At 71.7% G+C, this 25,106-nt stretch carries 14 protein-coding genes; 12 read left to right on the forward strand and 2 right to left on the reverse strand.

Annotated elements, in window-relative coordinates; genetic code table 11:
• Positions 1-108: 108 nt before the first annotated feature.
• Together guaB and QBL25_RS25005 are read left to right on the forward strand one after the other, a co-directional pair.
• On the forward strand, positions 109-1,626 hold the full coding sequence (gene guaB, locus QBL25_RS25000; RefSeq protein WP_409059205.1) for an IMP dehydrogenase: 1,518 nt from the start codon (positions 109-111) through the stop codon (positions 1,624-1,626).
• A 143-nt stretch (positions 1,627-1,769) separates the two neighbouring features.
• Entirely contained in the window at positions 1,770-2,894 is a 1,125-nt protein-coding gene (locus QBL25_RS25005) for a GuaB3 family IMP dehydrogenase-related protein (RefSeq protein WP_409059206.1), read from the forward strand.
• 94 nt (positions 2,895-2,988) lie between these two features.
• Here the strand turns inward: QBL25_RS25005 and QBL25_RS25010 are convergent, their stop codons facing one another.
• Positions 2,989-4,242, reverse strand: coding sequence for a nucleotide sugar dehydrogenase (locus QBL25_RS25010; RefSeq protein ID WP_409059207.1), 1,254 nt, complete (start codon positions 4,240-4,242; stop codon positions 2,989-2,991).
• Positions 4,243-4,494: 252 nt separating this feature from the next.
• Here QBL25_RS25010 and QBL25_RS25015 point away from each other — a divergent pair, with 252 nt between their 5' ends.
• The 8 genes from QBL25_RS25015 to QBL25_RS25050 all read left to right on the forward strand — a co-directional run bounded on the left by QBL25_RS25015 (position 4,495) and on the right by QBL25_RS25050 (position 21,751).
• On the forward strand, positions 4,495-6,201 hold the full coding sequence (locus QBL25_RS25015) for a glycerol-3-phosphate dehydrogenase/oxidase (protein ID WP_409059208.1): 1,707 nt from the start codon (positions 4,495-4,497) through the stop codon (positions 6,199-6,201).
• A 472-nt stretch (positions 6,202-6,673) separates the two neighbouring features.
• Positions 6,674-8,968 carry a serine/threonine-protein kinase gene (locus QBL25_RS25020; protein WP_409059209.1) on the forward strand — a complete coding sequence of 765 codons (2,295 nt, stop codon included), beginning with the start codon at positions 6,674-6,676 and terminating at the stop codon, positions 8,966-8,968.
• A 150-nt stretch (positions 8,969-9,118) separates the two neighbouring features.
• A complete protein-coding gene (locus tag QBL25_RS25025; protein ID WP_409059210.1) occupies positions 9,119-12,394 on the forward strand; it encodes a protein kinase in 3,276 nt (1,091 codons plus the stop codon).
• Positions 12,395-12,654: 260 nt separating this feature from the next.
• A complete protein-coding gene (locus QBL25_RS25030) occupies positions 12,655-14,520 on the forward strand; it encodes a serine/threonine-protein kinase (protein WP_409062765.1) in 1,866 nt (621 codons plus the stop codon).
• A gap of 103 nt (positions 14,521-14,623) precedes the next feature.
• Positions 14,624-16,249, forward strand: coding sequence for a serine/threonine-protein kinase (locus QBL25_RS25035; protein WP_409059211.1), 1,626 nt, complete (start codon positions 14,624-14,626; stop codon positions 16,247-16,249).
• A 151-nt stretch (positions 16,250-16,400) separates the two neighbouring features.
• Complete coding sequence (locus QBL25_RS25040; protein ID WP_409059212.1) at positions 16,401-18,074, forward strand: serine/threonine-protein kinase; 1,674 nt, start codon at positions 16,401-16,403, stop codon at positions 18,072-18,074.
• A 173-nt stretch (positions 18,075-18,247) separates the two neighbouring features.
• Positions 18,248-19,864 (forward strand): succinic semialdehyde dehydrogenase, encoded by a 1,617-nt coding sequence (locus QBL25_RS25045; RefSeq protein ID WP_409059213.1) that lies wholly within the window; start codon positions 18,248-18,250, stop codon positions 19,862-19,864.
• Between the two features lie 27 nt (positions 19,865-19,891).
• A complete protein-coding gene (locus tag QBL25_RS25050) occupies positions 19,892-21,751 on the forward strand; it encodes a GMC oxidoreductase (protein ID WP_409059214.1) in 1,860 nt (619 codons plus the stop codon).
• A 144-nt stretch (positions 21,752-21,895) separates the two neighbouring features.
• On the opposite strand, the gene QBL25_RS25055 is transcribed toward QBL25_RS25050, so the two are convergent.
• Positions 21,896-22,897, reverse strand: coding sequence for an LPXTG cell wall anchor domain-containing protein (locus QBL25_RS25055; protein ID WP_409059215.1), 1,002 nt, complete (start codon positions 22,895-22,897; stop codon positions 21,896-21,898).
• Positions 22,898-23,150: 253 nt separating this feature from the next.
• Between QBL25_RS25055 and QBL25_RS25060 the strand changes: the two genes are divergently transcribed.
• Both QBL25_RS25060 and QBL25_RS25065 read left to right on the forward strand, forming a co-directional pair.
• Positions 23,151-23,675 (forward strand): hypothetical protein, encoded by a 525-nt coding sequence (locus QBL25_RS25060; protein WP_409059216.1) that lies wholly within the window; start codon positions 23,151-23,153, stop codon positions 23,673-23,675.
• Positions 23,676-23,820: 145 nt separating this feature from the next.
• A complete protein-coding gene (locus QBL25_RS25065) occupies positions 23,821-24,624 on the forward strand; it encodes a hypothetical protein (protein WP_409059217.1) in 804 nt (267 codons plus the stop codon).
• Positions 24,625-25,106 lie beyond the last annotated feature (482 nt).

A 25,106-nucleotide genomic window follows, 5' to 3' on the forward strand; every position in this document is an offset into this window, starting at 1 on the left:
CGTATGAACGTACAAACCTGGTCGATGATCTTGATCGTGGAATGAGACACCCTTCGTTCCCGTTAGCATGGACATCCGCACCGATCAAGGCCATTTGGGGAAGGTGTCATGACTGCAAACGGCGGTTCTTCGACTGGGGTGCCCGAGAAATTCGCGACGCTCGGGCTGACCTACGACGACGTGCTGCTGCTGCCCGGCGCGTCGGACATGGCGCCGGACCAGATCGACACCTCCTCGCTCATCTCGAAGAACGTACGCGTGAACGTCCCGCTGCTCTCCGCGGCGATGGACAAGGTCACCGAGTCCCGCATGGCGATCGCCATGGCGCGCCAAGGCGGCGTCGGCGTGCTCCACCGCAACCTCTCCATCGCGGACCAGGCCAACCAGGTCGACCTCGTGAAGCGCTCCGAGTCCGGCATGGTCACCGACCCGATCACGGTGCATCCGGACGCGACCCTCTCCGAGGCCGACGCGATCTGCGCCAAGTTCCGCATCAGCGGCGTCCCGGTCACCGACCCCGCGGGCAAGCTGCTCGGCATCGTCACCAACCGCGACATGGCCTTCGAGTCGGACCGCACGCGCCAGGTGCGCGAGGTCATGACGCCGATGCCGCTCGTCACCGGCAAGGTCGGCATCTCCGGCGTCGACGCCATGGAGCTGCTGCGCCGCCACAAGATCGAGAAGCTTCCGCTCGTCGACGACGCCGGGATCCTCAAGGGCCTCATCACGGTCAAGGACTTCGTCAAGGCCGAGAAGTACCCCGGCGCCGCCAAGGACAAGGAAGGCCGCCTCCTGGTGGGCGCGGCCGTCGGTGTCGCGGGCGACGCCTTCGAGCGCGCCCAGGCCCTGATCGAGGCCGGCGTCGACTTCATCGTCGTCGACACCGCGCACGGCCACTCGCGCCTGGTCGGCGACATGGTCGCCAAGATCAAGTCCAACGCCTCGGGCGTGGACGTCATCGGCGGCAACATCGCCACGCGGGACGGCGCCCAGTCCCTCATCGACGCCGGTGTCGACGGCATCAAGGTCGGCGTGGGCCCCGGCTCCATCTGTACGACGCGTGTCGTCGCCGGCATCGGCGTCCCGCAGGTCACGGCCATCTACGAGGCGTCGCTCGCCGCCAAGGCGGCCGGTGTCCCGGTCATCGGCGACGGCGGCCTCCAGTACTCCGGCGACATCGCCAAGGCGCTCGTCGCCGGCGCGGACACGGTCATGCTGGGCTCGCTCCTCGCCGGCTGCGAGGAGTCCCCGGGCGAGCTGATGTTCATCAACGGCAAGCAGTTCAAGTCGTACCGCGGCATGGGTTCGCTGGGCGCGATGCAGACCCGCGGCGACCGCAAGTCCTTCTCCAAGGACCGGTACTTCCAGGAGGGCGTGGCCTCCGACGAGAAGCTGGTCCCCGAGGGCATCGAGGGCCAGGTGCCCTACCGCGGCCCGCTCTCCTCGGTCGTGCACCAGCTGGTCGGCGGTCTGCGCCAGTCGATGTTCTACGTCGGCGGCCAGACCGTTCCGGAGCTCCAGCGCAACGGCCGTTTCGTCCGGATCACCTCGGCGGGCCTCAAGGAGAGCCACCCGCACGACATCCAGATGACGGTCGAGGCGCCGAACTACACGAACAAGCGCTGACGGCGCTCCACGCGCGCGTGGAGGGGCGGTCCGGATTCCCCGGGCCGCCCCCTTTGTGCGCGTCGGGGATACTGGAGCGGCAGACCGAGTGCCGAAGTGCCGAAGAAGTGCGAAGTACCGAAGAAAGCTGAAGGGCCACCCACGTGACTGAGATCGAGATCGGGCGCGGCAAGCGCGGCCGCCGGGCGTACGCCTTCGACGACATCGCCGTCGTGCCGAGCCGTCGTACCCGCGACCCGAAGGAGGTCTCGATCGCCTGGCAGATCGACGCCTACCGCTTCGAGCTGCCCTTCCTGGCCGCGCCGATGGACTCGGTCGTCTCGCCGCAGACCGCGATCCGCATCGGCGAGCTCGGCGGACTCGGCGTCCTGAACCTCGAAGGCCTCTGGACGCGGTACGAGGACCCGCAGCCGCTGCTCGACGAGATCGCGGAGCTGGACACCGACAACGCCACCCGCCGCCTCCAGGAGATCTACTCCGCGCCGATCCAGGCCGACCTGATCGGGCAGCGCATCAAGGAGGTGCGCGACTCGGGCGTGGTCACCGCCGCCGCGCTCTCCCCGCAGCGCACCGCCGAGTTCTCCAAGGCCGTCGTGGACGCCGGTGTCGACATCTTCGTCATCCGCGGGACCACCGTCTCGGCCGAGCACGTCTCCGGTGCCGCCGAGCCGCTCAACCTCAAGCAGTTCATCTACGAGCTCGACGTGCCGGTGATCGTCGGCGGCTGCGCCACGTACACCGCCGCGCTGCACCTGATGCGGACCGGCGCGGCCGGTGTCCTCGTCGGCTTCGGCGGCGGCGCCGCGCACACCACGCGCAACGTCCTGGGCATCCAGGTGCCGATGGCCACGGCCGTCGCGGACGTCGCCGCGGCCCGCCGCGACTACATGGACGAGTCCGGCGGCCGGTACGTCCACGTCATCGCCGACGGCGGTGTGGGCTGGTCCGGCGACCTGCCCAAGGCCATCGCGTGCGGCGCCGACTCGGTGATGATCGGCTCCCCGCTGGCGCGCGCCACGGACGCGCCCGGCAAGGGCCACCACTGGGGCATGGAGGCCGTGCACGAGGACGTGCCGCGCGGCAAGCGCGTCGACCTCGGCGTGGTCGGCACGACGGAGGAGATCCTCAGCGGTCCCTCGCACATCCCGGACGGTTCGATGAACTTCTTCGGGGCGCTGCGCCGCGCGATGGCGACGACGGGCTACAGCGAGCTCAAGGAGTTCCAGCGCGTCGAGGTGACGGTCGCGGACTCGCAGCACAGCCGCTGACGCTCGCGGCGCGCAGGAGACGACGTGGGGCCCGGACGCTGATGCGTCCGGGCCCCACGCGTGTGCGGAGGCGGGCACGCGCGCGTGCCGCCGCCTAGAGCCGGTGGGCGGCGCCCGCCGGGGTGGCGCCCCGGGTGTCGAGCAGCAGCTGGGCCTTCACGGCGAGACCTTGCAGGTCGTACGTGCGGTGGTGCTGGAGCAGGATCGTGAGGTCGGCGTCGGCCGCGGCCTCGTAGAGGGAGTCCGCGCGGGGCACGGGGTGGCCGAGCACGCTCCAGCTGGGCACGTAGGGGTCGTGGTAGCTGACGGCCGCGCCCATCTCCATCAGGCGGGTCGCGATCTCCTGGGCGGGGGAGCCCTGCTGGTCGGCGAGGTCGGGCTTGTAGGTGACGCCGAGGAGCAGGACGCGGGCGCCGCGGGCGGACTTGCCGTGCTCGTTCAGCAGGGTCGCCGAGCGCTGGATCACGTACCGGGGCATGCGGTCGTTGACCTGCTGGGCCAGTTCGACCATGCGCAGGGGGTGGGTGCCGCGGCCGGGGCCCGGGATGTCCAGGGGGACTCCGTGGCCGCCGACGCCGGGCCCGGGGCGGAAGGCCTGGAAGCCGAAGGGCTTGGTCTCGGCGCAGCGGATGACGTCCCACAGGTCGATGCTCAGGTCGTGGCAGAGCACGGCCATCTCGTTGACCAGGGCCATGTTCACGTGCCGGTAGTTGGTCTCCAGGAGGTGCACCGTCTCGGCCTCGCGCGGGCCACGCGCGCGGACGACCTTGTCGGTGAGCCGGCCGTAGAAGGCGGCGGCCGACTCGGTGCAGGCCGGGGTGAGGCCGCCGATGACCTTGGGGGTGCCCGCGTAGCCGTGGGTGCGGTTGCCCGGGTCGAGGCGGCCGGGGGAGTGCGCGAGGTGGAAGTCGCGGCCGGCGCGCAGGCCTGAGCCCTCTTCGAGGATGGGGCGCAGGAATTCCTCCGTGGTTCCGGGGTAGGCGGGTGATTCGAGGATCACCGTGGTGTGCGGGCGCAGACGCGCGGCCAGGGCGCGGGCGGCTTCGGCCACCTGGCTCAGGTCGAGGCTGCGGTCGGCCGCCGGAGGGGTGGGAGCGCAGATGACCGCGGTGCGGACCCTGCCGAGCTCCACCGGATCGGTGGTCGGCCGGAAACCCCCCGAGAGCATCCGGCGTACGTCGGCGGCGGTGAGGTTGCCCTCGGCGCCGTCGCAGGGCAGGCGGCCGCTTGCCAGGTCGACGGCGCGGACGGGGTCGTAGCCGATGGTGGCGATGCCGCCGGAGACGGCGGCCTGGGCGAGGGGCAGGCCGAGGTGGCCGAGACCGATGACGGCGAGATCTGCGGGCATGGCGGTGGGCCGTCCTCCCAATAGCCGGAGCGGGACGAGCGCGCAAGCCCTGTGGACAAGGTGGACCAGCGCAATGTCAGACTAGGAGTAAATATGACCGTTATGCGGCATTGCGCTGTGCCGGGCGTCGGAGTGTTGGCCGCGGAGTGGTGGCCCGAGTTGTCCACAGGCGGCGGCCGGACTCAGCGGACCTGACCAGAATCTGGGCATGATGTGAGCGCGACCACACCCGACAGCTAACGGGAGGCAGCGGTGAGGACAGCGACCTTGGGACCGGCGGAGCGTGCCGAGTCACTTGCGGGAATGGCCGAGCGGGAGCTGGATGTCCTGGTCGTGGGCGCGGGAGTGGTCGGTGCGGGCACCGCACTGGACGCCGTGACCCGCGGTCTGTCCACCGGCCTGGTCGAGGCACGGGACTGGGCGTCGGGCACGTCGAGCCGGTCGAGCAAGCTGATCCACGGCGGACTGCGCTATCTGGAGATGCTCGACTTCGCGCTCGTGCGCGAGGCGCTGAAGGAGCGCGGCCTGCTCCTGGAGCGGATCGCCCCGCACCTCGTGAAGCCGGTGCCGTTCCTGTACCCCTTGCAGCACAAGGGCTGGGAGCGGATCTACGCCGGATCGGGCGTCGCGTTGTACGACGCCATGTCCATGTCCCGCGGACACGGCCGCGGCCTGCCCATGCACCGCCACCTGACCCGCCGTCACGCCCTGCGCGTTGCCCCGTGCCTGAAGAAGGACGCCCTGGTGGGGGCGATGCAGTACTACGACGCGCAGATGGACGACGCGCGTTACGTGGCCACCCTCGTCCGCACGGCCGCCGCGTACGGCGCCAAGGTCGCCAACCGCGCGCGGGTGACCGGCTTCCTGCGCGAGGGCGAACGCGTCGTCGGCGCCCGCGTGCAGGACGTCGAAGGCGGCGGGGAGTACGAGGTCCGGGCCAAGCAAGTGGTCAACGCCACCGGCGTGTGGACAGACGACACGCAGGCCATGGTCGGCGAGCGCGGGCAGTTCCACGTCAGGGCGTCCAAGGGCATCCATCTGGTCGTACCGAAGGACCGGATCAACTCCACGAGCGGGCTGATCCTGCGCACGGAGAAGAGCGTCCTCTTCGTCATCCCGTGGGGCCGGCACTGGATCGTGGGCACGACCGACACCGACTGGGACCTGGACAAGGCGCACCCGGCGGCCTCCAGCGCCGACATCGACTACCTCCTGGAGCACGTGAACTCGGTCCTCGCGGTCCCCCTCTCCCGGGACGACGTCCAGGGGGTGTACGCAGGCCTCAGGCCGCTCCTGGCCGGCGAGTCGGACGCCACGAGCAAGCTGTCGCGCGAGCACACGGTGGCCCACCCGGCGCCGGGCCTCGTGGTCATCGCGGGCGGGAAGTACACGACGTACCGCGTGATGGCGAAGGACGCCGTGGACGAGGCGGTGCACGGCCTCGACCAGCGGGTCGCCGACTGCGTCACCGAGGACATCCCACTGGTCGGCGCCGAGGGGTACAAAGCCCTGTGGAACGCCCGCGCCAGGATCGCGGCCCGCACCGGACTCCATGTGGTGCGCGTCGAACACCTGTTGAACCGGTTCGGCTCGCTGGCCGAAGAGGTCCTCGCCCTCATCACGGCCGATCCGACCCTGGGCGAGCCGCTGCCCGCCGCGGACGACTACCTGCGCGCCGAGATCGTCTACGCCGCGTCGCACGAAGGGGCCCGGCACCTGGACGACGTGCTGACCCGGCGCACGCGCATCTCCATCGAGACGTTCGACCGGGGCACGCGCAGCGCGCGGCTGTGCGCGGAGCTGATGGCGTCGGTCCTCGGCTGGGACAAGGACCAGGTGGAGCGGGAGGTCCAGCACTACGAGAAGCGGGTGGAGGCGGAGCGGGAGTCGCAGCGGCAGCCGGACGACCTGACGGCCGACGCGGCACGGCTGGGCGCGCCGGACATCGTGCCGCTCTAGCCCCGGCGGGGTGTCAGATGGGGGGCCGGTGTCGGGTGTTGAGGTTTTTGTCCGGGCGGGGGTGGTGTGGCCGACGAGTGGCCGGGCGGCGTGGGTGAGGCGCCGGAGGGGCCAATGGGGCTTCCGGCGGCGCGGTTGAGCCGCCGGGGCCGGTGACTCGCGCGTTGACCAGGGGGCTTCGCGCGCCGACAGAGCGGCGGCGGGGGCCTTGCCTCGGCCGACGAGCAACGGAAGAGTGGCGTCCGTGGCCGGTTTCACAGTCGGTGGCCCCTGGCGGACGTCAGGCCGATGAGGGTCACCGCGAGGGGTATGGCCAGCAGTGTCCCGTATCGGGCAGGGCGGTCCCTCCTCGCGCGGAGGCCATCATGAGGGACGTTGGACCCTGGGCGTGGACCAGTCCCTGAGTGAGGGACAATGGAGGCTCTGTCAGGGCGGGTTGCGCGGGTCGCAGCGGTAGCAGCAGAGGGGACGCATGTCGGACGCGGAGAAGACGGGCCAGTCCCGTCAGGACAAGAGCGAACGTCTCCTCTCCGGGCGCTACCGGCTGGGAGAAGTGCTCGGCCGCGGCGGTATGGGAACCGTCTGGCGCGCCAAGGACGAGACACTCGGTCGTACGGTCGCGGTGAAGGAACTGCGCTTCCCGTCGAGCATCGACGAGGAAGAGAAGCGACGGCTCATCACGCGTACGTTGCGTGAGGCCAAGGCGATCGCACGGATCCGCAACACCAGCGCGGTGACCGTGTACGACGTGGTCGACGAGGACGACCGGCCGTGGATCGTGATGGAGCTGGTCGAGGGCAAGTCCCTCGCCGAGGCCATCCGCGAGGACGGGCTGCTCACGCCGAGGCGCGCGGCCGAGGTCGGGCTCGCGGTGCTCGACGTGCTGCGGTCGGCGCACCGCGAGGGAATCCTGCACCGTGACGTGAAGCCGTCCAACGTGCTGATCGCCGAGGACGGCCGGGTCGTCCTCACGGACTTCGGCATCGCGCAGGTCGAGGGCGACCCGTCGATCACGTCCACCGGCATGCTCGTGGGCGCCCCTTCGTACATCTCGCCGGAGCGGGCGCGCGGGCACAAGCCCGGCCCCGCGGCCGACCTGTGGTCGCTCGGCGGCTTGCTGTACGCGGCCGTCGAGGGCGTCCCTCCGTACGACAAGGGGTCGGCGATCGCGACCCTCACCGCGGTCATGACCGAGGACGTCGAACAGCCGGTGAACGCGGGGCCGTTGGAGAAGGTCATCTACGGCCTGCTCGCCAAGGACCCCGAGCAGCGGCTCGACGACGCGGGGGCGCGTGCGCTCCTGCTCGACGTGATCCACGCGCCGGAGACCAAGGCCGAGCCGGAGCCGGTGGACGCGACGAAGGTCGTGCCGCTGCCTCCGCTGCCGCCGACGTCCGGTTCGGGAAAGCGGTTCGGCAAGGGCAGGGGCAACTCCGGCCGTGCGGGTGCGGCTGGGGCGGGTGCCGCTGGGGCGGGCGCGGCCGGTGGCGGTGCCGCGGGTGCCGCTGGTTCGACGGGTTCCGCGGGGTCCTTGGGGTCGGCGGGCTCGGGTGGGTCTTCCGGGGCTTCGGGGGCCGCTGCGTCCTCCGTGGACTCCGGCCGTAAGGGCGAGGACGCCGCCGAGCGGTTGAAGGGCGCGCTCCGGTCGGTGCGCAAGGCCGCGGCTGCGGCTACGGCCCGGGGTGCGGGGACCGGGGCGGCTGCTTCCGGTTCCACTGCTTCGTCCGCGTCGACGCCTTCCGGTTCGGGTGCGGGGGCCGGCTCTGCTTCCGGGGCGGTGGCGGAGAAGCCTTCGCGTGCCGGGGTGGCGGGAGGAGCGGCCGGCTCTGCCGCTGTCGGTACTGCGGCTTCCGCTTCGGGGCCTGGGGTTGCTTCCGGTGCCGGTGCCGGTGCCGGTGCTGGTACGGGCTCGGGTGCTCGCGCCGGGTCCGGGGACGCGCGTACGCGGCCGGTTTCGGCCACGCCGCCGCCCGCGCCGCCCAAGGCTTCGCTCACCGACGTGGTGCCGCGGCGCACGCTTGTGATCTTCTCGGTGGCCCTCGCCATCGCCGTGCTGGGAACGGTGCTCGCGTTCGCGCTGAGCGGCGGGGACGAGAGCGGTGCGAAGGACAACAAGAACGGCGGCGACAAGAACGCCTCCAGCGGGGCCACCGCGGGCGGCGGCAAGAAGGACGAGGACCAGGACAAGGGCACCGGGCAGGACGACGGCGCCAAGGACGACAAGGGCAAGGACGACACCAAGCCCAGCGAGGGAGCGAGCCCCGGCGAGGGCGAGGACGACCCGAGCGGGAGCGACGGCAAAGGTGACGACGACTCCGGCAAGAAGCCGGAAGACGGCGTCGCGTCGACGTACAAGCACTCCCAAGGGTTCTCCGTCGGGCTGCCCAAGGGCTGGAAGTTCCAGACCACGGCTGCCGCCGGCGCGCGTTTCTCCGGGCCCGACGGGCAGAAGCTGCTGGTCGGCTGGACCTCCACGCCCAAGTCGGACCCCGTGGGCGACTGGAAGAAGCAGGAGTCGTACATGGTCCGGTCGCAGTACAAGCGGATCCGGATAGAGAAGGCCGACTACCGCGGCTGGAACACCGCCGACTGGGAGTTCACGTACGTCGACGGCGGCACGAAGTACCGCTCGATAGACCGCGGCTTCGTCGTCAACGACCACCAGGGCTACGCCTTGATGTACACGGCCAAGGCGGACCAGTGGGACAGCGCCGAGCGCAAGGCCACGTGGCAGGCGTTCACGAAGTCCTTCACGCCGAAGAAGTAGCGCCGGGGAGCAGGACCGGGCCCGCGAGATCTGGCATCCCCTCAATGCGGTTTGCCTCCGGCACGTATCGTGAGTGCTTGAGGACCGTACGCAGCCACAACAGGGCGTAAGGCGAACGGAATTGACCACCGTGCGGACGGGGGAGGCGTCGTGGACGAATACGCGGGGCGGGTACTCGCCGACCGCTATCGCCTGCCGTTGCCTCCCGCGGACGAGTACGAACTCGCGGAGACCCGGGCCTTTGACACCTACAGCGGGCAGGAAGTCCTGGTCAGGCAGGTTCCGTTGCCCGAGGTCGTCGACGCGGAAGTACTCGAACTCGATGAGCGCGATCTGCCGGAAGGGGAGCTTCCGGCCGGGTTCGTGAGCGCGGGGGCGGTGCGGAGGCCGTCGGCGCGTACGACACGGCGGCCGTCTGATCCGGCGGTGCGGCGCGCGATCGAGGCGGCGCAGGCCGCCGCACAGATTCCCGACCACCCGCGGCTGGACCAGGTCTTCGACGTCTTCGCCGAGGGCGGCTCGCTGTGGATAGTGAGCGAGTTGGTGGCGGCGAGGCCGCTGGCCGCGCTGCTCGCGGAAGAGCCGCTGAGTCCGTACCGGGCGGCGGAGGTCGCCTCGGACGTCGTGACGGCGCTGCGGGTGCTGCACGCGCACGGCTGGGTCCACCGGAACATCACCGCTCGCACGGTCCTGCTCTGCGACGACGGCCGGGTGGTCCTCACCGGCCTCGCGGCGGGCGCGGCGGAAGAGGCGCTGTGCGGGTACGACCCGCGGCCGGAGGAGTTCCTCGCGGGGTTCGAGAGCGGGGGCGGCGCAGGCTCGGACACCGGCGATGGCGCCGACGAACCCGACGAGCCTGACGCCGAGCAGCACGGGGAGCACGGGGAGTACGAGGAGCCCCCCGGTGCTGGTGGCGATGACGGTAGCGGTGGGCCCGCAGCAATAGAGGCCGCCCCGGTGCCGGAACCGGGAGACGGGACGCGGGCGCCGCGCACCAGCGCCATAGCCGCGTATCGCGCGGGGGCGCGGGCCGCGGCGAGGCTGAGCGAGGACGAGGGGCGCCGGGGGCCGGCGTCGCGGGGCGCTGAGCTGCCGGGACCGAGGACCGGCGGGTCGTTCGGGCAGAGCCTGGGGTACGGCGAGGGCGGTGCTCCGGCGGGGGCCGAGGGGCGCGAGGGGTACGGCGAGGCAGGCCAGCGCGGGTATGGCGCGGAGCGGGACGGCGGAGGCGAGGCGGAGGCCGCCGGGCGGATCCTGGACCCGTACGGCGTCGCGGGCACGAAGCCGTGGCACGGCGCCGTACCGAGGGGCAGGGGCACGGACCCCGAACAGGGCGACACCCGGCGCCCCGAAGAGGGCACGCCCGACCGTGGCGAGAGCGGGTACGGCGGGCAGAGCTTCGGGTCCGGGAGTGCAGGGCAGAGCTTCGAGTCCCGGAACGCCGGGCAGAGCTTCGAGTCCGGGCACGGCGGGCAAGGTGCCGGGTCTGGCTACGGCGGTGGGTCCGAGCCCGGCCCCGGCTACGGCGGTGGGTCCGGGCGTGGTCCTGGCTACGACGGTGGGTCCGGGCATGCTCCCGGCTATGGCGGTGAAACCGAGCGCGGTCCGGGCTACGACGGTGGGTCCAGGCGCGGCCCGGGCCACGGCGGCGGGACCGGGCGTGGGCCCGGCCTTGACGCGGCGGGTGGCGAGTCCGGGCGTGTGGGGCAGGGTGCCGGGCATGGGTCCGTGGGGACCGCCTACGGCCGTGGGCCCGCCCTGTCGAACCACGGCGGGCCCGGCTCGGCGGCCGGTCACGCAGGTGATTCCACCGGCGCCCCCGCGTCCCGCCACCAGATCCCGGGCCAAGCCGGCCAGAACCGCTCAGCTCCGAGCCTGGGTGCCCCCGGCCCCACAGGCGGCCGAAGCGGCCAAGGCGCCCCCGGTGCTCCCGGTGCCCAACTCGACCGTGAGCGGCAGGAAGCGGCACCCGCTCCCGCGTCCTCCGGGCACAGCTACTGGGACGCCCTCGTCGCCGAGCGGAGCGGGACCCGGCGGGGGCCCGCCACCGCGCTGGCCGCGGAGCGGGCCCGGCATGCGCGGATGACCGTGGTCGGCGGCGTGACCGAGCGCTGGGCGCCCGAGCAGGCCGGGCCCGTGCACGAGAACTGGCAGCTCGCCCCGCCCATCGGCCCCGCCACGGACCTCTGGGCCCTGGGCGCGCTGTTGTTCCGGGCCGTGCAGGGCCACGCGCCCTACCCGGAGGAAAGCACGTTCGAGCTCGTCCAGTTGGTGTGCGCCGAGCCGCCCGCCTTCGCGGAAGAGTGCGGTCCGCTCCGGCCCGTGGTCGAGTCGCTGCTGCGCCAGGACCCCACCGAGCGCCTGGACATCGAGGAACTGAGTGGCTGGCTGCGCTCCTTGGTGCGCTCGGCGCCCGAGCCGGAAGCGGGCGTGAACATCGTGCCCGCGCCGCCGTTCGACGCCAAGCGGCTGCCCGTCGTCCGCCGTCGCGGTGAGGTCGTACGGCGCAAGAAGCGCCGCGCCGCCGCGCCCGCCGCCACCCCCGCCGCGAACTCCCGGCAGAACGGACGCCGCAAGCACAAACACAAGCGAGGGCGGGACGCCAGGCCGCCGGCCGCCGAGGCCATGTCGAGGCGGTCGGAAGCCCCGCCGATGTCGGAGCGGACGGCCCCGATGCCGGTGCCCGGGCGGACCGGGTCGGGGCGGCCGCGTTCCCTGGGGCGCCTCCTGCTCATCCTCATCCTGGTCGGGCTCGTCGCGGCGATCGCGTACGCCATGGTCTTCCTGCCCAAGGCGGGGGAGAACAGCGGCAGTGAGCGCGCGGGCTCCGCGGGGGACCCCGGGACCAGCCAGGCGCCCGACCCGGGCAGCAGTTCGAGCGCCCGGCCCAGTGAGGACGGCACGTCCGACAAGCCCAGCGAGAAGCCGGACAAGCCCGACTCGCAGAAGCCGCAGACCAGCAATCCCGAGGTGCCGCAGGGCTTCACCGTCCGCAAGGACGCCGAGGGGTTCCGGGTCGCCGTTGCCAGTGGCTGGGACCGTCAGCCCAAGAACGGCCGGGGCCAGGTCGTCTACACGCAGGGCGACTTCGAGCTGATCGTCGTGCCGGGCCGGGACAGCACCGAGGAGTACGGCGGCGACCCCATGAAGTACCAGCGCGAGCACGAGCGCGAGCTCCAGCCGTTCCGCGACTCGACCTGGGCGGAGTCCTCCGGGATGCGTCGGATCGACGTGGGCGGACGGGTCATGGGTGAGGGGCAGTTCACCTGGCAGGCCGCGGGCGGCGGTGAGATCTTCGTACGCAATCTCGCGATGATCGTCGGCGGGAAGTACCACGTCGTGCAGGTCCGCGGGCCGGAGGGTGAGCGGGACAAGGTGGACCGGCTCTATGAGCAGGCGTCGTCGACGTATCAGGTCACCGATTGAGGATCGCCCCGAGTTCACGGGCCGTCACTCCTTGCTCATCCGTCATCATGTTCCTCCTCGGGAGCAGGAATTGACGGGTGTTGAATGCTCCTGACAGACCATGACCGTTGTTTCGCGGTGTTCCTCGACCGCGGGACCGGCCCGGTGCCGTTGCGTCACGCGTCACAGTGAGGTCTCCGAGTACCCCCGGAGGTTTCGCGTGCGCCGGGCGCTCCCTAACCTGGGCCATGTCAGAACCAATGCGGGGGAACGTGAATCAGATGCAGGGCCTGCTCCTCGCGGGCCGCTACCGGCTCGGAGAGTCCATCGGCCGCGGTGGCATGGGTCGGGTGTGGCGCGCGCAGGACGAGGTGCTGCACCGGACCGTCGCCGTCAAGGAGCTGACGGCCGCGCAGTTCGCGCAGGAGGCCGACCGCGCGATCCTCTTCGCCCGTACGCACGCGGAGGCGCGGGCCGCCGCCCGGATCAACCACCCCGCGGTCGTCACCGTCCACGACGTCCTGGAGTACGACGACCGGCCCTGGATCGTGATGGAGCTGGTCGAGGGCCGCTCGCTCGCCGACGCCGTCAAGGACCAGGGCCGCATCGAGCCCTTCGAGGCCGCCCGCATCGGTCTGTGGACCCTGAAGGCCCTGCGCGCCGCGCACGCGGCCGGGGTCCTGCACCGCGACGTGAAGCCTGGAAACGTCCTGCTGGCGGACGACCGGCGGATCCTGCTGACCGACTTCGGGATCGCCGCGATCGAGGGGGACACGACGATCACCCGGACCGGCGAGGTCGTCGGCTCCGTCGACTATCTGGCGCCCGAGCGGGTCAGCGGCGCCAACCCCGGGCCCGCGTCCGACCTGTGGGCGCTCGGCGCGACGCTCTACACGGCGGTCGAGGGGAACTCCCCGTTCCGGCGCACCTCCCCGCTGGGCACCATGCAGGCCGTGGTCACCGAGGAGCCGGAGCCCGCCCGGTACGCGGGAGCGCTCGGTCCCGTCATCAGCGCCCTCCTGCGCAAGGACCCGGAGAGCCGGCCGACCGCGGAGGTCGCCGAGTTGATGCTGGCCGAGGCGGCGGAGGGCCGGCGCCCGAGCGCCGAACAGGCGTACGTGCCCACGCAGACCCATGCCACGTCCCAGCAGCCGCCGACCCAGCACCCTTCGGAACGCGGCACGGTCGTCGACGGGGGCGGGAACACCAGCGGCAGCGGAACGGGCTACGGCTACGGCGGCGGCAGCGGCAGCACGTACGGCAGCGGAAACGCCCACGGCGGCCCCCACGGAAGCGGCGGCCCCCACGGAAGCAGCGGCCCCCACGGAAGCGGCGGCCCCCATGGAAGCAGCGGCCCCCGCGGAGGCAGCGGCCCCTACCCATACGGAACCGGCAGCGGCGGCTCGTACGGCAGGGGTGGCGGCCATCCCGGCTACGGCAGCGACACCCCCTCATCCGGCGCCACCCCCGCCCCAGGCCCGCACCCCCACCCCTCCGGCACCGTCGTCCACGGAGTCCCCGCCCACCAGCCCGCGTCCCACCCCCGCACGTCCCGCAGGAGGGCCGCCATCGTCGCGGCCGTCATGGCGGTCGTGCTGCTCGGCGGCGGCACCGCGGGCTACCTGTACTACGCGGACCACAACGGCGGTACGCAGCAGGCCAGTGGCGGAGAGCCGGACAAGACCGTCGGCGGCATCCCCAAGGGCTGGCACCGGGTGAAGGACGCGGAGGGCTTCAGCCTGATGCTGCCCAAGGGCTGGGAGCGCGAGGCCGACGGCAGCCAGATCGACTACACGCCCGACCACGGCCGCCACTTCGTGCGCATCGCCACGGACCGCAACTCGACGTGGGAGAGCCCCTACACGCACCAGCAGGACCTGGAGAAGAACCTGCGGAAGAAGCTGCCCCAGTACAAGCGGCTTCAGCTGGATTCGAACAGCTTCCGTGACCGGCCGGGCGCCCTGTGGGAGTTCAGCTGGATCGCGGGTGCGAACGACACCACCGCCGGTCCGCGCCGGGCCATCTCACAGAGCTATATGAGCCGTGACGGCGTCGAGTACGTGATCTACATGTCGTCCCCGGAGGACGACTGGGACACGGCCCGGCAGCAGTTCGACGCGATTCTCCGGAGCTGGCGAGAGCCCTGAGCGCGACGGTTCCCGGCCGGGGTGGCTGGGACGAGCGGCCGGAACCAGTCCGCCGCGAAAGCCCGCAGGGTCCGTTCGCACACGTGTGGGGCATGATGGCCGCATGGGGAGCGTGGGGGACAACGCCCGGGTGATCGCTGGCCGTTACCGCCTGGATGCGCGGCTCGGCAGGGGTGGCATGGGCGTGGTCTGGCAGGCCACGGACCAGTTCCTCGGCCGCCGGGTCGCCGTCAAGGAACTCGCCCTCGACGAGACGCTCTCCGACGCCGACGCGGAGCAGCAGCGCGAACGGACTTTGCGCGAGGCGCGGGCGGCGGCGCAGCTGCGGCACCCGCACATCATCGTCGTCCACGACGTCGTCGTGCAGAACGACCACCCGTACATCGTCATGGAGTTGATCGAGGGCGGTTCGCTGGCCGGGCGGATCGCGCGGGCGGGTCCCATGGGCGCGCGCGAGGTGGCCCGGATGGGCATCGGCCTCCTCGGCGCGCTGCGCGTCGCGCACGCCGCCGGGGTCCTGCACCGCGACATCAAGCCCGCGAACGTCCTCATGGAGGACACGACCGGCCGCGTCGTCCTCACCGACTTCGGGATCGCGCAGGTCAGCGGGGCGACGACGCTCACGGACACCGGGTCGTTCATGGGCTCACCCGAGTACACCGCGCCCGAGCGGATGTCCGGCGAGCGGACAGGGCCCGAGTCCGACCTCTGGTCGCTGGGCGCGCTCCTGGTCACCGCGATGACGGGGGAGTCGCCGTTCCGCCGGGACTCGATCGGCGGTGTGCTGCACGCCGTCGTCTACGACGAGATCCGCCCGCCGCCCGCCGCCGCCCCGCTGCTGCCCGTCATCCTCGGCCTCCTCGAACGCGACCCGCAGCGGCGCCTCGGCACGGTGGAGGCGGAGCGGCTCCTGCGGACGTACGTCGAGACGGGGCGGATGCCCTCCACGCCCGCGGGCCGGGCCGGCGGTCAGCCGGCGGCGCTGCCGGTCGCGGGGCCGGGCGGATACTCGCCCACCTACCGTGACCTGCCCGTACGCCGGCCCGGGCAGTCCGCGGGGCCGTCCCGGCGCCGCCGCAGGGCCATGCTGATCGCCGCGGCGCTCGTGGCCGCGGTGGCCGGGGCCGGGGTGTCCGCCGCGCTCCTCCTGGGCAGAGAGGACAACGGCGGTACGCCCCCTTTGCCCACGCAGTCCGCGCAGACCAAGACGGTGAGCCCCTCGCCCTCGCCGACCCCCACGGTGACGGTCACGCGCGGCTCGCGCACCCCCAAGCCGTCCACGCCCGAGGCCCCCGAGGGCTACCGCGTGACGAAGGACCCCCGGGGCTTCACGCTCGCCGTGCCGGAAGGTTTCACTCGGGAGGTGGACGGGCCCCGCGTCTTCTACATCTCGTCGGGCGGCACCTTCCGCATCGGCATCAAGGAGTCGGCCCCGGAGCCGGGCGGCCCGCAGGCCGTGCAGCGCCGGGCCGACGCCAAGGGGCCGGAGAACAACCCCGGTTACCGTGACGGCGAGGTCACCGAGACCTCGCACAACGGCCGGCCCGCGGCCCTGTGGCAGTTCACCTGGGACGGCTTCACGCAGGCGGAGGGCGCCCGGCACACGTACGACCTGTGCTGGGAGGAGGGCGGCCGGATGTTCGACGTGTGGGTCTCGGCACCGCTCGACAAGGCCAGGGAGGGCCGCCGCTACTTCGACACGGCGGTGGACTCGTTCGTGCGTCGCTGAGTTCGTGCACGGCTGAGGTACAGGGCCGCCCAGCTCGTACGCCGCTGCGTCTCGGCCCGGCCGCCGCTGCGTCTCGGCCCGGCGCATCACCCCTGTCACAAGTCGGTGACCTGAGTGGAACCAGGGCCTTCCGCACGGTACTGATGTGGGCATGAGTAATGACGGGGGAGCCTCCTACGGCCCGTACGAACCAACCAGTTTCGGCCTCCAGCCGCCACAGCCCCCCGCAGGGCGGGAGCCGCACCCGCAGCAACCCGGTGCGCCGGCCCCGCCCCCCTCGCCGTACGCCCAGCCCACCCAGGTGGTCCCGCACCAGCCCTCCGATCCGGACCCGGGCGCGGGACGCCTGATCGCGGGCCGCTACCGCCTGCTCTCCAAGCTCGGCCACGGCGGCATGGGCACGGTCTGGCGCGCGAAGGACGAGACCGTGGACCGCGAGGTCGCCGTCAAGGAACCCCGCATCCCCGACCACCTGCCCGCGCGCGAGCGGGCCAACGTCTTCGAGCGGATGCGCCGAGAGGCGCGCGCCGCGGCCCGGCTCGACCACCCGGCCGTGGTCAACGTCCACGACGTGGCGGTGGAGGACGGCCAGCCGTGGATCGTGATGGAACTGGTCAAGGGCCGCTCGCTGGGCGCCGCGCTCCAGGAGGGCACCCTGGGCGCCCGCGACGCCGCCCGCATCGGTCTTGAGGTGCTGGGCGCCCTGGACGCCGCCCACCAGGCGGGCATCCTGCACCGGGACGTCAAGCCGGACAACGTGATGCTGGGGCAGCACGACCGCGTCGTCCTCACCGACTTCGGCATCGCCCAGATCGAGGGCGAGACGAATCTGACGGACACCGGCGGCTTCGTCGGTTCGCCCGAGTTCATCGCCCCGGAGCGGGTCCTCGGGCAGCGCCCGGGCCCGGCCTCGGATCTCTGGTCGCTGGGCGTGGTGCTGTACGCCGCGACGGAGGGCGTATCGCCGTTCCGCCGCAACAACACCCCCGCCACGCTTCAGTCCGTCCTGAACGCGACCCCGGCGGCGCCCGCGTCGGCCTCGGGCCCGCTGGCCCAGGCGATCAACGGCCTGCTGGTCAAGGATCCCGCCCAGCGCCCGCGCGCAGCCCAGGTCCGCGCCCTCCTGGAGGAAGCGGTGAAGCCGCCGCAGGTGGCGCCGACGCGGGTGGTCACCGTCACCGGTGACGCCCAGGGGGCCCGCAAGGGCGTCTTCCTCAGCCGCAAGGCGCTTGCCGGCGTCGCCGGTGTGGTCGTCCTGGCCGTGGCGGCGGGCGTGCTGGTGGCCCTGAACCCCTTCGGGGGTTCGGACGCGGAGGGCTGGAAGGACCGCGAGGCGAAGGTGGTCGGCGCCACCGTCTCCGCGCCGGACCACTACGTGGAGAGCAAGCCCGGCGCCACCGACACGGACAAGACCTGGGTCAGGTACACCGACCCCAGTGGCGCCGTCTTCATCACGCTCGACCTCGCCGAGAAGAAGGACACCACGCAGAAGATCCTCGGCTCCGCCGCGTCGCAGGCGTACGCCGACATGGAGGACTTCAAGGCGAGCGGCGAGTCGGCGTTCAGCCACATGTCCGGAGATCCCGTGCCGGACGGCACGACCAAGGACGCCACGTACAAGGAGAAGGACGCCGCCGAGAACACGGTCAGGTACACCGACTCGGAATCCGAGCTGCCGCACGAGGCGAAGATCTTCTACTACCGGACCTCGGCCGGGAACATGTACCGGCTGTGGATCGACTACCCGGGCAAGGGTGACTTCACCGACCGCGGCCGTGAGGTCGCCAGGACGGCGATCGCGAATCTGGAGATCGACGAGCTCTGATCGGGCGGGTCGGCCACGGGGGGCCCGAAAGTTCGGGCCCCCGTTGATCAACTCCCGCTAAGCCCCTGATCAGGACCTTTGCCGCCAGCGATCACTGGCATCGTGTGTGTACGCGGTGAAAGCTGATTACCGACGGGTACCCAAATCCCTGACCTGGGCCTACGCTCACCTCCATGACGGACTCGCAGGCCACCGCAGCGCACCTCGGAACCAACCCGACAGCCACCGCCCCCGAAGGCGCGCGCACCGCCGCCGACGTGGTGACTCCCGAGCTCATAGCGCAGCTCACCCGGGACGTGATCGGTTCGGGACGGACCGCCAACCACATGCCGTTCACCGGCGAGAAGCTGGCGGACCTGCCCGAGGCCACCCCCGAGGACGTCGCCACCGCCTTCGAGCGCGCCCGCGTCGCCCAGGTCGCCTGGGAGCGCACCCCGGTCCGCCGCCGCGCCGCGGTCCTGCTCCGCTTCCACGACCTGGTGCTCCAGCGCCAGGCCGAGGTCCTCGACCTCATCCAGCTGGAGACCGGCAAGGCCCGGCTGCACGCGCACGAGGAGCTCCAGGCGGTCGCCATCGCCGCGCGGCACTACGGCCGCAAGGCCCCCGCGTATCTGAACCCCAAGCGGCACACCGGTGTCGTACCGACCCTCACGAAGGTCACCGAGAACCGGCAGCCGCGCGGTGTCGTCGGCCAGATCGCGCCCTGGAACTACCCCCTGGAACTGTCCATCGGCGACGCGCTCCCCGCGCTCGTCGCGGGCAACGCCCTGGTGATGAAGCCCGACACGGAGACCTGCCTGACCGCCCTGTGGGCCCGCGACCTCATCATCGAGGCCGGGCTGCCCGCCGAGGTCTTCCAGGTCGTCCTCGGGGACGGGCCCGTCGTCGGCCCCGAGATCGTCAAGCACGCCGACTACGTCTCCTTCACCGGCTCCACCCGCGTAGGGCGCGAGGTCGCCCAGGGCGCGGCGGGCCGGCTCGTCGGCGTCTCGCTCGAACTCGGCGGCAAGAACGCCATGCTGGTCCTGCACGACGCCGACATCGACAAGGCGGCGGCGGGCGCGGTGCGCGCCTGCTTCTCGTCCGCGGGCCAGCTGTGCATCTCCATCGAGCGGCTGTACGTCCACGAGTCCGTCGCGGACGCGTTCGTGGAGCGCTTCGTGGCGCGGACGAAGGCGATGCGCCTCGGCCGCTCCCTCGCGTACGGCGCGGACATGGGCTCGCTGGTCGGCGAGCGGCAGCTGGAGACCACCAAGCGGCACGTCGACGAGGCGGTCGCCAAGGGTGCCACCGTGCTCGCGGGCGGCGTCGCCCGGCCCGACATCGGCCCGTACTTCTTCGAGCCGACGATCCTGGACGGCGTCGAGTCCCCGATGGCGGTGTGCGGCGAGGAGACCTTCGGCCCGGTCGTCTCCGTCTACCGCTTCACCGACGAGAACGAAGCCGTCGAGCTCGCCAACTCCACTTCGTACGGCCTGAACTCCTCGGTCTGGACGAAGGACGGCGGCCGCGGCCGCAAGATCGCCGCCCGGCTGCGCACCGGCACGGTGAACGTGAACGAGGGCTTCGCGCCCGCCTACGGCAGCGTGCAGTCGCCGATGGGCGGCATGAAGGACTCGGGTCTCGGCCGCCGCCACGGCTCCGAGGGCATCCTGAAGTACACCGAGGCGCAGACCGTCGCCCACCAGCGCCTCATTCCGCTCGCTCCGTCCTTCGGCCTGGACGACGAGAAGTACGCGGCGTTCATGACCATCAGCCTGAAGGCGATGAAGGCGCTTCGCCTGCGCTAGTGCGTTAGTTCTCAACGAGGAGAGTCAATGTCACAGGAGAGCTCTGTCCAGATCCAACCGGACAGCGAAGGCGGGGGTCTGGGGGCCGACGGGGGCGGCGAGGAGCCGTACGACTACGACGTCATCGTCGTCGGGTCCGGTTTCGGCGGTTCCGTCTCCGCCCTGCGTCTGACGGAGAAGGGCTACCGCGTCGGCGTGCTCGAAGCGGGGCGCCGCTTCACGCGCGAGACGCTCCCGAAGAACTCCTGGGACCTCAAGAACTACCTCTGGGCCCCGGCCCTCGGGCTCTACGGCATCCAGCGCATCCATCTGCTCGGCAACGTGATGGTGCTCGCCGGGGCGGGCGTCGGCGGAGGGTCGCTGAACTACGCGAACACGCTCTACGTGCCCCCCGCGCCGTTCTTCAACGACCCGCAGTGGAAGGACATCACGGACTGGCAGGACGAACTGAGCCCCTACTACGAGCAGGCCAAGCGCATGCTCGGGGTGCGGATCAACCCGACCACGACGCCGTCCGACGTCCACCTGAAGGCGACCGCCCAGGCCATGGGAGTGGGCGACACCTTCCACATGGCACCGGTCGGTGTCTTCTTCGGCGACGAGCAGGACGCCTCGGGTACATCAACGGCCAGGCCCGGCGAGGAAGTTCCCGACCCGTACTTCGGGGGCGCGGGCCCCTCCCGCAGGGCGTGCAGCGAATGCGGCGAGTGCATGACGGGCTGTCGCCACGGCGCGAAGAACACCCTCAACGAGAACTACCTCTACCTGGCCGAGAAGGCGGGCGCGGTCATCCACCCGATGACGTCCGTCGTCACCGTCACCGAGGACTCGCGCGGCGGATTCGCCGTGGCGACCCTGCCCACGGACAACAAGCGCAAGGGCAGCGGACGGACGTTCACCGCACGCCAGGTCGTCGTCGCGGCCGGCACCTACGGCACGCAGACGCTCCTTCACCGCATGAAGGACACCGGGCTGCTCCCGCGCGTCTCGGAGCGCCTCGGCGCGCTGACCCGCACCAACTCCGAGGCCCTGGTGGGATCGCAGACCACCGACCGCCGCTACCGCAAGCGGCACGGCATCGAGAAGGCAGACTTCACCAAGGGCGTCGCGATCACCTCGTCGATCCACCCGAACGCCTCCACGCACATCGAGCCGGTCCGCTACGGCAAGAAGTCCAACGCCATGGGCAGCCTGACGATCCTCCAGGTGCCGTACGGCATCAAGGGCGGCAAGGCACGCGTCGCCGGATGGCTCGGCAACGTCGCCAGACACCCGTGGCTGATGGTCCGGTCGCTCTCCAACCGGCGCTGGTCGGAGCGGACCATCATCGGCCTGGTCATGCAGACGCTCGACAACTCCCTGACCACGTACCGCAAGGAGAAAGGCATCGGCAAGGGCCTGCTGACCGCCCGGCAGGGCCATGGCGCGCCCAACCCGACGCAGATCCCCGAGGCCACCGAGGCCGCGACGCTGCTCGCCAAGGAGATCAACGGCTTCGCCGGTTCGAACATCGGCGAGCTGATGGGCACCCCGCTGACCGCGCACTTCCTTGGCGGCTGCCCGATCGGCGACTCCGCGGACACCGGGGTCATCGACCCGTACCACCGGCTTTACGGCCACCCCGGCATCTCGATCGTCGACGGCGCCGCGGTCTCCGCGAACCTGGGCGTCAACCCCTCCCTGACGATCACCGCGCAGGCCGAGCGCGCGATGTCGTTCTGGCCCAACAAAGGCGCCGAGGACACGCGCCCCACCCAGGGCACGCGGTACGTCCGCCTCGCCGCCGTCGAGCCGAAGTCCCCGGCGGTACCGGCGGACGCGTTCGGCGCGCTGAAGCTGCCCTTCCTGGGGATGCCGGCGATGCCGGCGATGCGGGCCAAGAAGTAGCCCGCGGCCGCTGTACGGAACGCACACGAACGCCGGCGCGCACGAATGCCGGCGCGCACGAACGCGAAAGGACCTGCGCCCCCCTCCGAGCGCAGGTCCTTTCGCGTGCTTCAGGTGCCGCTGAGCGGCAGACCGTGCTGCCGCTTACGCGGTGGCGTCGGCCTTCTTGCGGCGGACGACGTAGACCGCACCCGCACCGGCGATGACGGCGACGCCGCCGACGAGGCCGATGGTCGGCAGCGCGGAGCTGGAGCCGGTCTCGGCGAGGCTGCCGGTGGCCGGGATCTCCTGGGCGCCGCCCTGGGGGGTCTTGCCACCGGTGGGCGTCTTGCCGCCCTTGTTCTCCTCGGCCTTGCCCGGGTTCTCGTTGTTGCTGCCGGCCTTCAGGACCGTGAACTCGTAGAAGGAGAACGAGCTGCGCACGCAGTTCTCCTCGGAGTCCAGGTAGCCGCCGATGCCGAGCGCGAAGCCGTCACCGGCCGGGGCCTTGGCGCTGACGTTCAGGCGCAGCTTGATGTCGACCTTCTCCTTGGCACCCAGGGGAGTGGAGCCGAAGTAGAAGCCGCCCGCGACCTCGTCCTCGATGGACTCCCAGGCCTTGGTGTCGGGGTTGAAGTACTGGATCTGCGCGTAGTTCGCGAGCCAGTCCTTCTCCTTCTCGCTCTCCGTGTAGTTGTCCACCATGGCGAGCCACTGGACCTCGCCCAGGTCCTCGTCGGTCGGGTTCGAGGCGGTCAGCTTGAACTGGTGCCAGCCGCTGCCCGCGACGATCTTGCCGGGCAGGCCCGAGAGCCCGATCTCCAGCTTCGAGTCGGCGTCCTCGCCGTCCTCGTCGACCGGGCAGTCCGTGGGTTCCTCGGTGGGCTCCTCCGTCGGCTTGGCCGTCTCGGAGGGCTTCGTGGTGGTCGGCGCGGGGGAGGTCGGCGCCGGGGTGGTCGGCGGCGTGGCCGACGGGGTCGGCGTCGTCGTCTGGGACTGCGTCTCGGTCGGGGTTGCCGTCGGCGTCGACGTGGCCGTCTCGGTGGCCGTCGCGCTCGGAGGCGGCGTGGTGTCCTCGGTCGCGAAGGCGGCAGGGGCCGACAGCAGCGCGAGCGGGGCTATGGCAGCGGTCGCGGCCGCGGCGGCCATGACACGGCGAAGCTTCATGAAGACCTCAGTGAGTCCGGCGTATCACCTGGTGGGCGATACGGAGGTGGAGGCCTCCGCGGTGGGGACGCGGGTGTGGCCGTTGTTACGCATGCATGACCTGCGTCTCCTGTGAATGGTTGTCCTGTAACTCACAGAATTCTTATGTGGCTTGGATCACACCGCTTGTGCGGTTGTCGCAGGTTGCCGTAGAAATTCCTCCGCTCGACGGTGATCCGCCGGGGGCGTGGGGGCGGCAGCAGGAGGGGGCGGCGTGGCGAAGCCGGAAGAGATGCCGGACGAGATACCCGGTCGGCGGATGTCGGACGGGGTGTCTGGTTCGGTGTCGGACGGGATGTCTGGCCCGGTGTCGGACGGGATGTCGGATCGGGGGTCGGACGGGATGTCGGACCAGGTGCCGGACCGGATTCCGGACGACGTGTGGGAGCGGTTCGAGCGCGACAGCCTGCGTGACATCCGCACCTCCGCGCCGAAGGAGCCGTCCGCGCGGGCGCGCATGGTGGCCGAACGGCTCCGGCGCCTGGACGAGGAGGCCGCACTCCGACAAGCGGCCCAGTCCCGGGCGTTGGGCCGCCGGCGCAGGAAGCGCAAGGCGGCGCGGGGCGAGGGGACCGCCGGAGCGTGGCGCCCCGACGAGTGGCGCGCGACACCGACCGGCCCGCGGCGCGACGCGCGTTCGGAGCGCAGCCGCCGGGTGTGGAGCGTGGTGATCGTGCTGGGCGGCATGGCGTTGGCGATCGTGCTGCTGAGCCCGTTCCGGTTGTGGATCTGGCACTGACGGGTGGTGGGCGCGGGGCCGGGGAACCGCTCGTAACGATCTTCCGTCGTAAGAGGCGTGCGGGTGACTCCGCAGGATGCGTGATGCGTGATGCGTGATGCGTGATGCGAGACGCGAGACGCGTACGGAAGTGGGGGAGCGGAACGTGAAGTCAGCTGTGGCGCGTGGTGCGCTGGCCGTCGCGGCCGTGACGGTGCTCGGCCTTACGGCGGCGTGCAGCGGAAGCGGCGACGACGGCAAGGGGAAGAGCGAGGGTGCCGGCGCCGGGGGCGGGAAGCCGTCGAAGTCGGCGTCGGCGGACACGTCTTCGGCCACGGCGAAGCTGGAGAAGGCGGCACTCGCCTCGGGTGACGTCGAGAAGTACAAGGTCGAGGTCACGAAGGGATCCGGGGCCAAGACCACCCGGCCGGCCCGGCGCGTGGACCCGGCGCAGTGCGGCCCGCTGTCCGAGATGCTGACGGCCGCCGCGCCCGCGAAGTCGACGGCTCACGTCAGCCGCACGCTGAGCGGCACGGACGTCGCGGACACCACGACGACCGAGGTCGTGCTGCTCGCGTACGGCCGGGCCGACGCCGAGCGGACCATGGACACCCTGCGGACGGCGACGAAGTCGAAGAAGTGCGTCACGTTCGGGGACGGCGGCCGCCGGTACATCGGCGTCAGACCGCAGCCCGGGCCGGTCGTGGGCGACGAAGCCGTCTCGTACAAGCTTGCCAGCCGGGCCGGTGAGTTCCTCGACCGTGACCGCGTCACCGTCGTACGCAGCGGCTCGACGCTGATCGCTTTCCGCGCCTCGAACGTCTTCGACCCGGAGGCGGCCCGTTCCGACGAGGAGGGCGAGGCCGCCGGGCTGCCCGAGAAGTTCCGCGGCGGTGCGACGGGCGACCCGAAGGTGGCCGACGCGATCGTCGACGCGCAGCTCGCGAAGCTGAAGGCGGCGAAGAAGTAGTCGGCGGCGAAGTAGTCGACGGGGAAGTTGTCGGCGCGGAAGTTGTCGGTGGACAGGTAGTAGTCGGCTGAGAAGCTGTCGGCGGACGAACAGCCGCCACGGAGCGAAGGGCCCCGCGGGACGGATCCGCGGGGCCCTTGGCCGTCAGCACCGACGTCAGGGCAGCGTCGGTGCCATGGAGCGGCGCCGGGGGAGTGCGCCGCGGGCTTGCTGGGCGCCGGTGGGCCACCCGGCGCACAAGGGGCGCACGTGTGGTCTCGACCAATGGCAATGGAGTTGTGGACTGCTGTGCGGGCGGCCTGTCCTGCTAGGCATCGTGCTGGATGCGCCGCGACCCGCGCAACCGGTTCGACATGATCAAGACACGCGGGGCTGCCGTGTCTTGCGGGCGGCAATTTCCGGGGACACGGGGGAGCCTGAAGGCCTTGGGGGGACTGGGCGGACCGGGCGGACTGGGCGGACTGGGCGGACTGGGCGGACTG

Origin of the sequence: Streptomyces sp. SYP-A7185, assembly GCF_046103685.1 — a bacterium.
GTDB lineage: Bacteria > Actinomycetota > Actinomycetes > Streptomycetales > Streptomycetaceae > Streptomyces.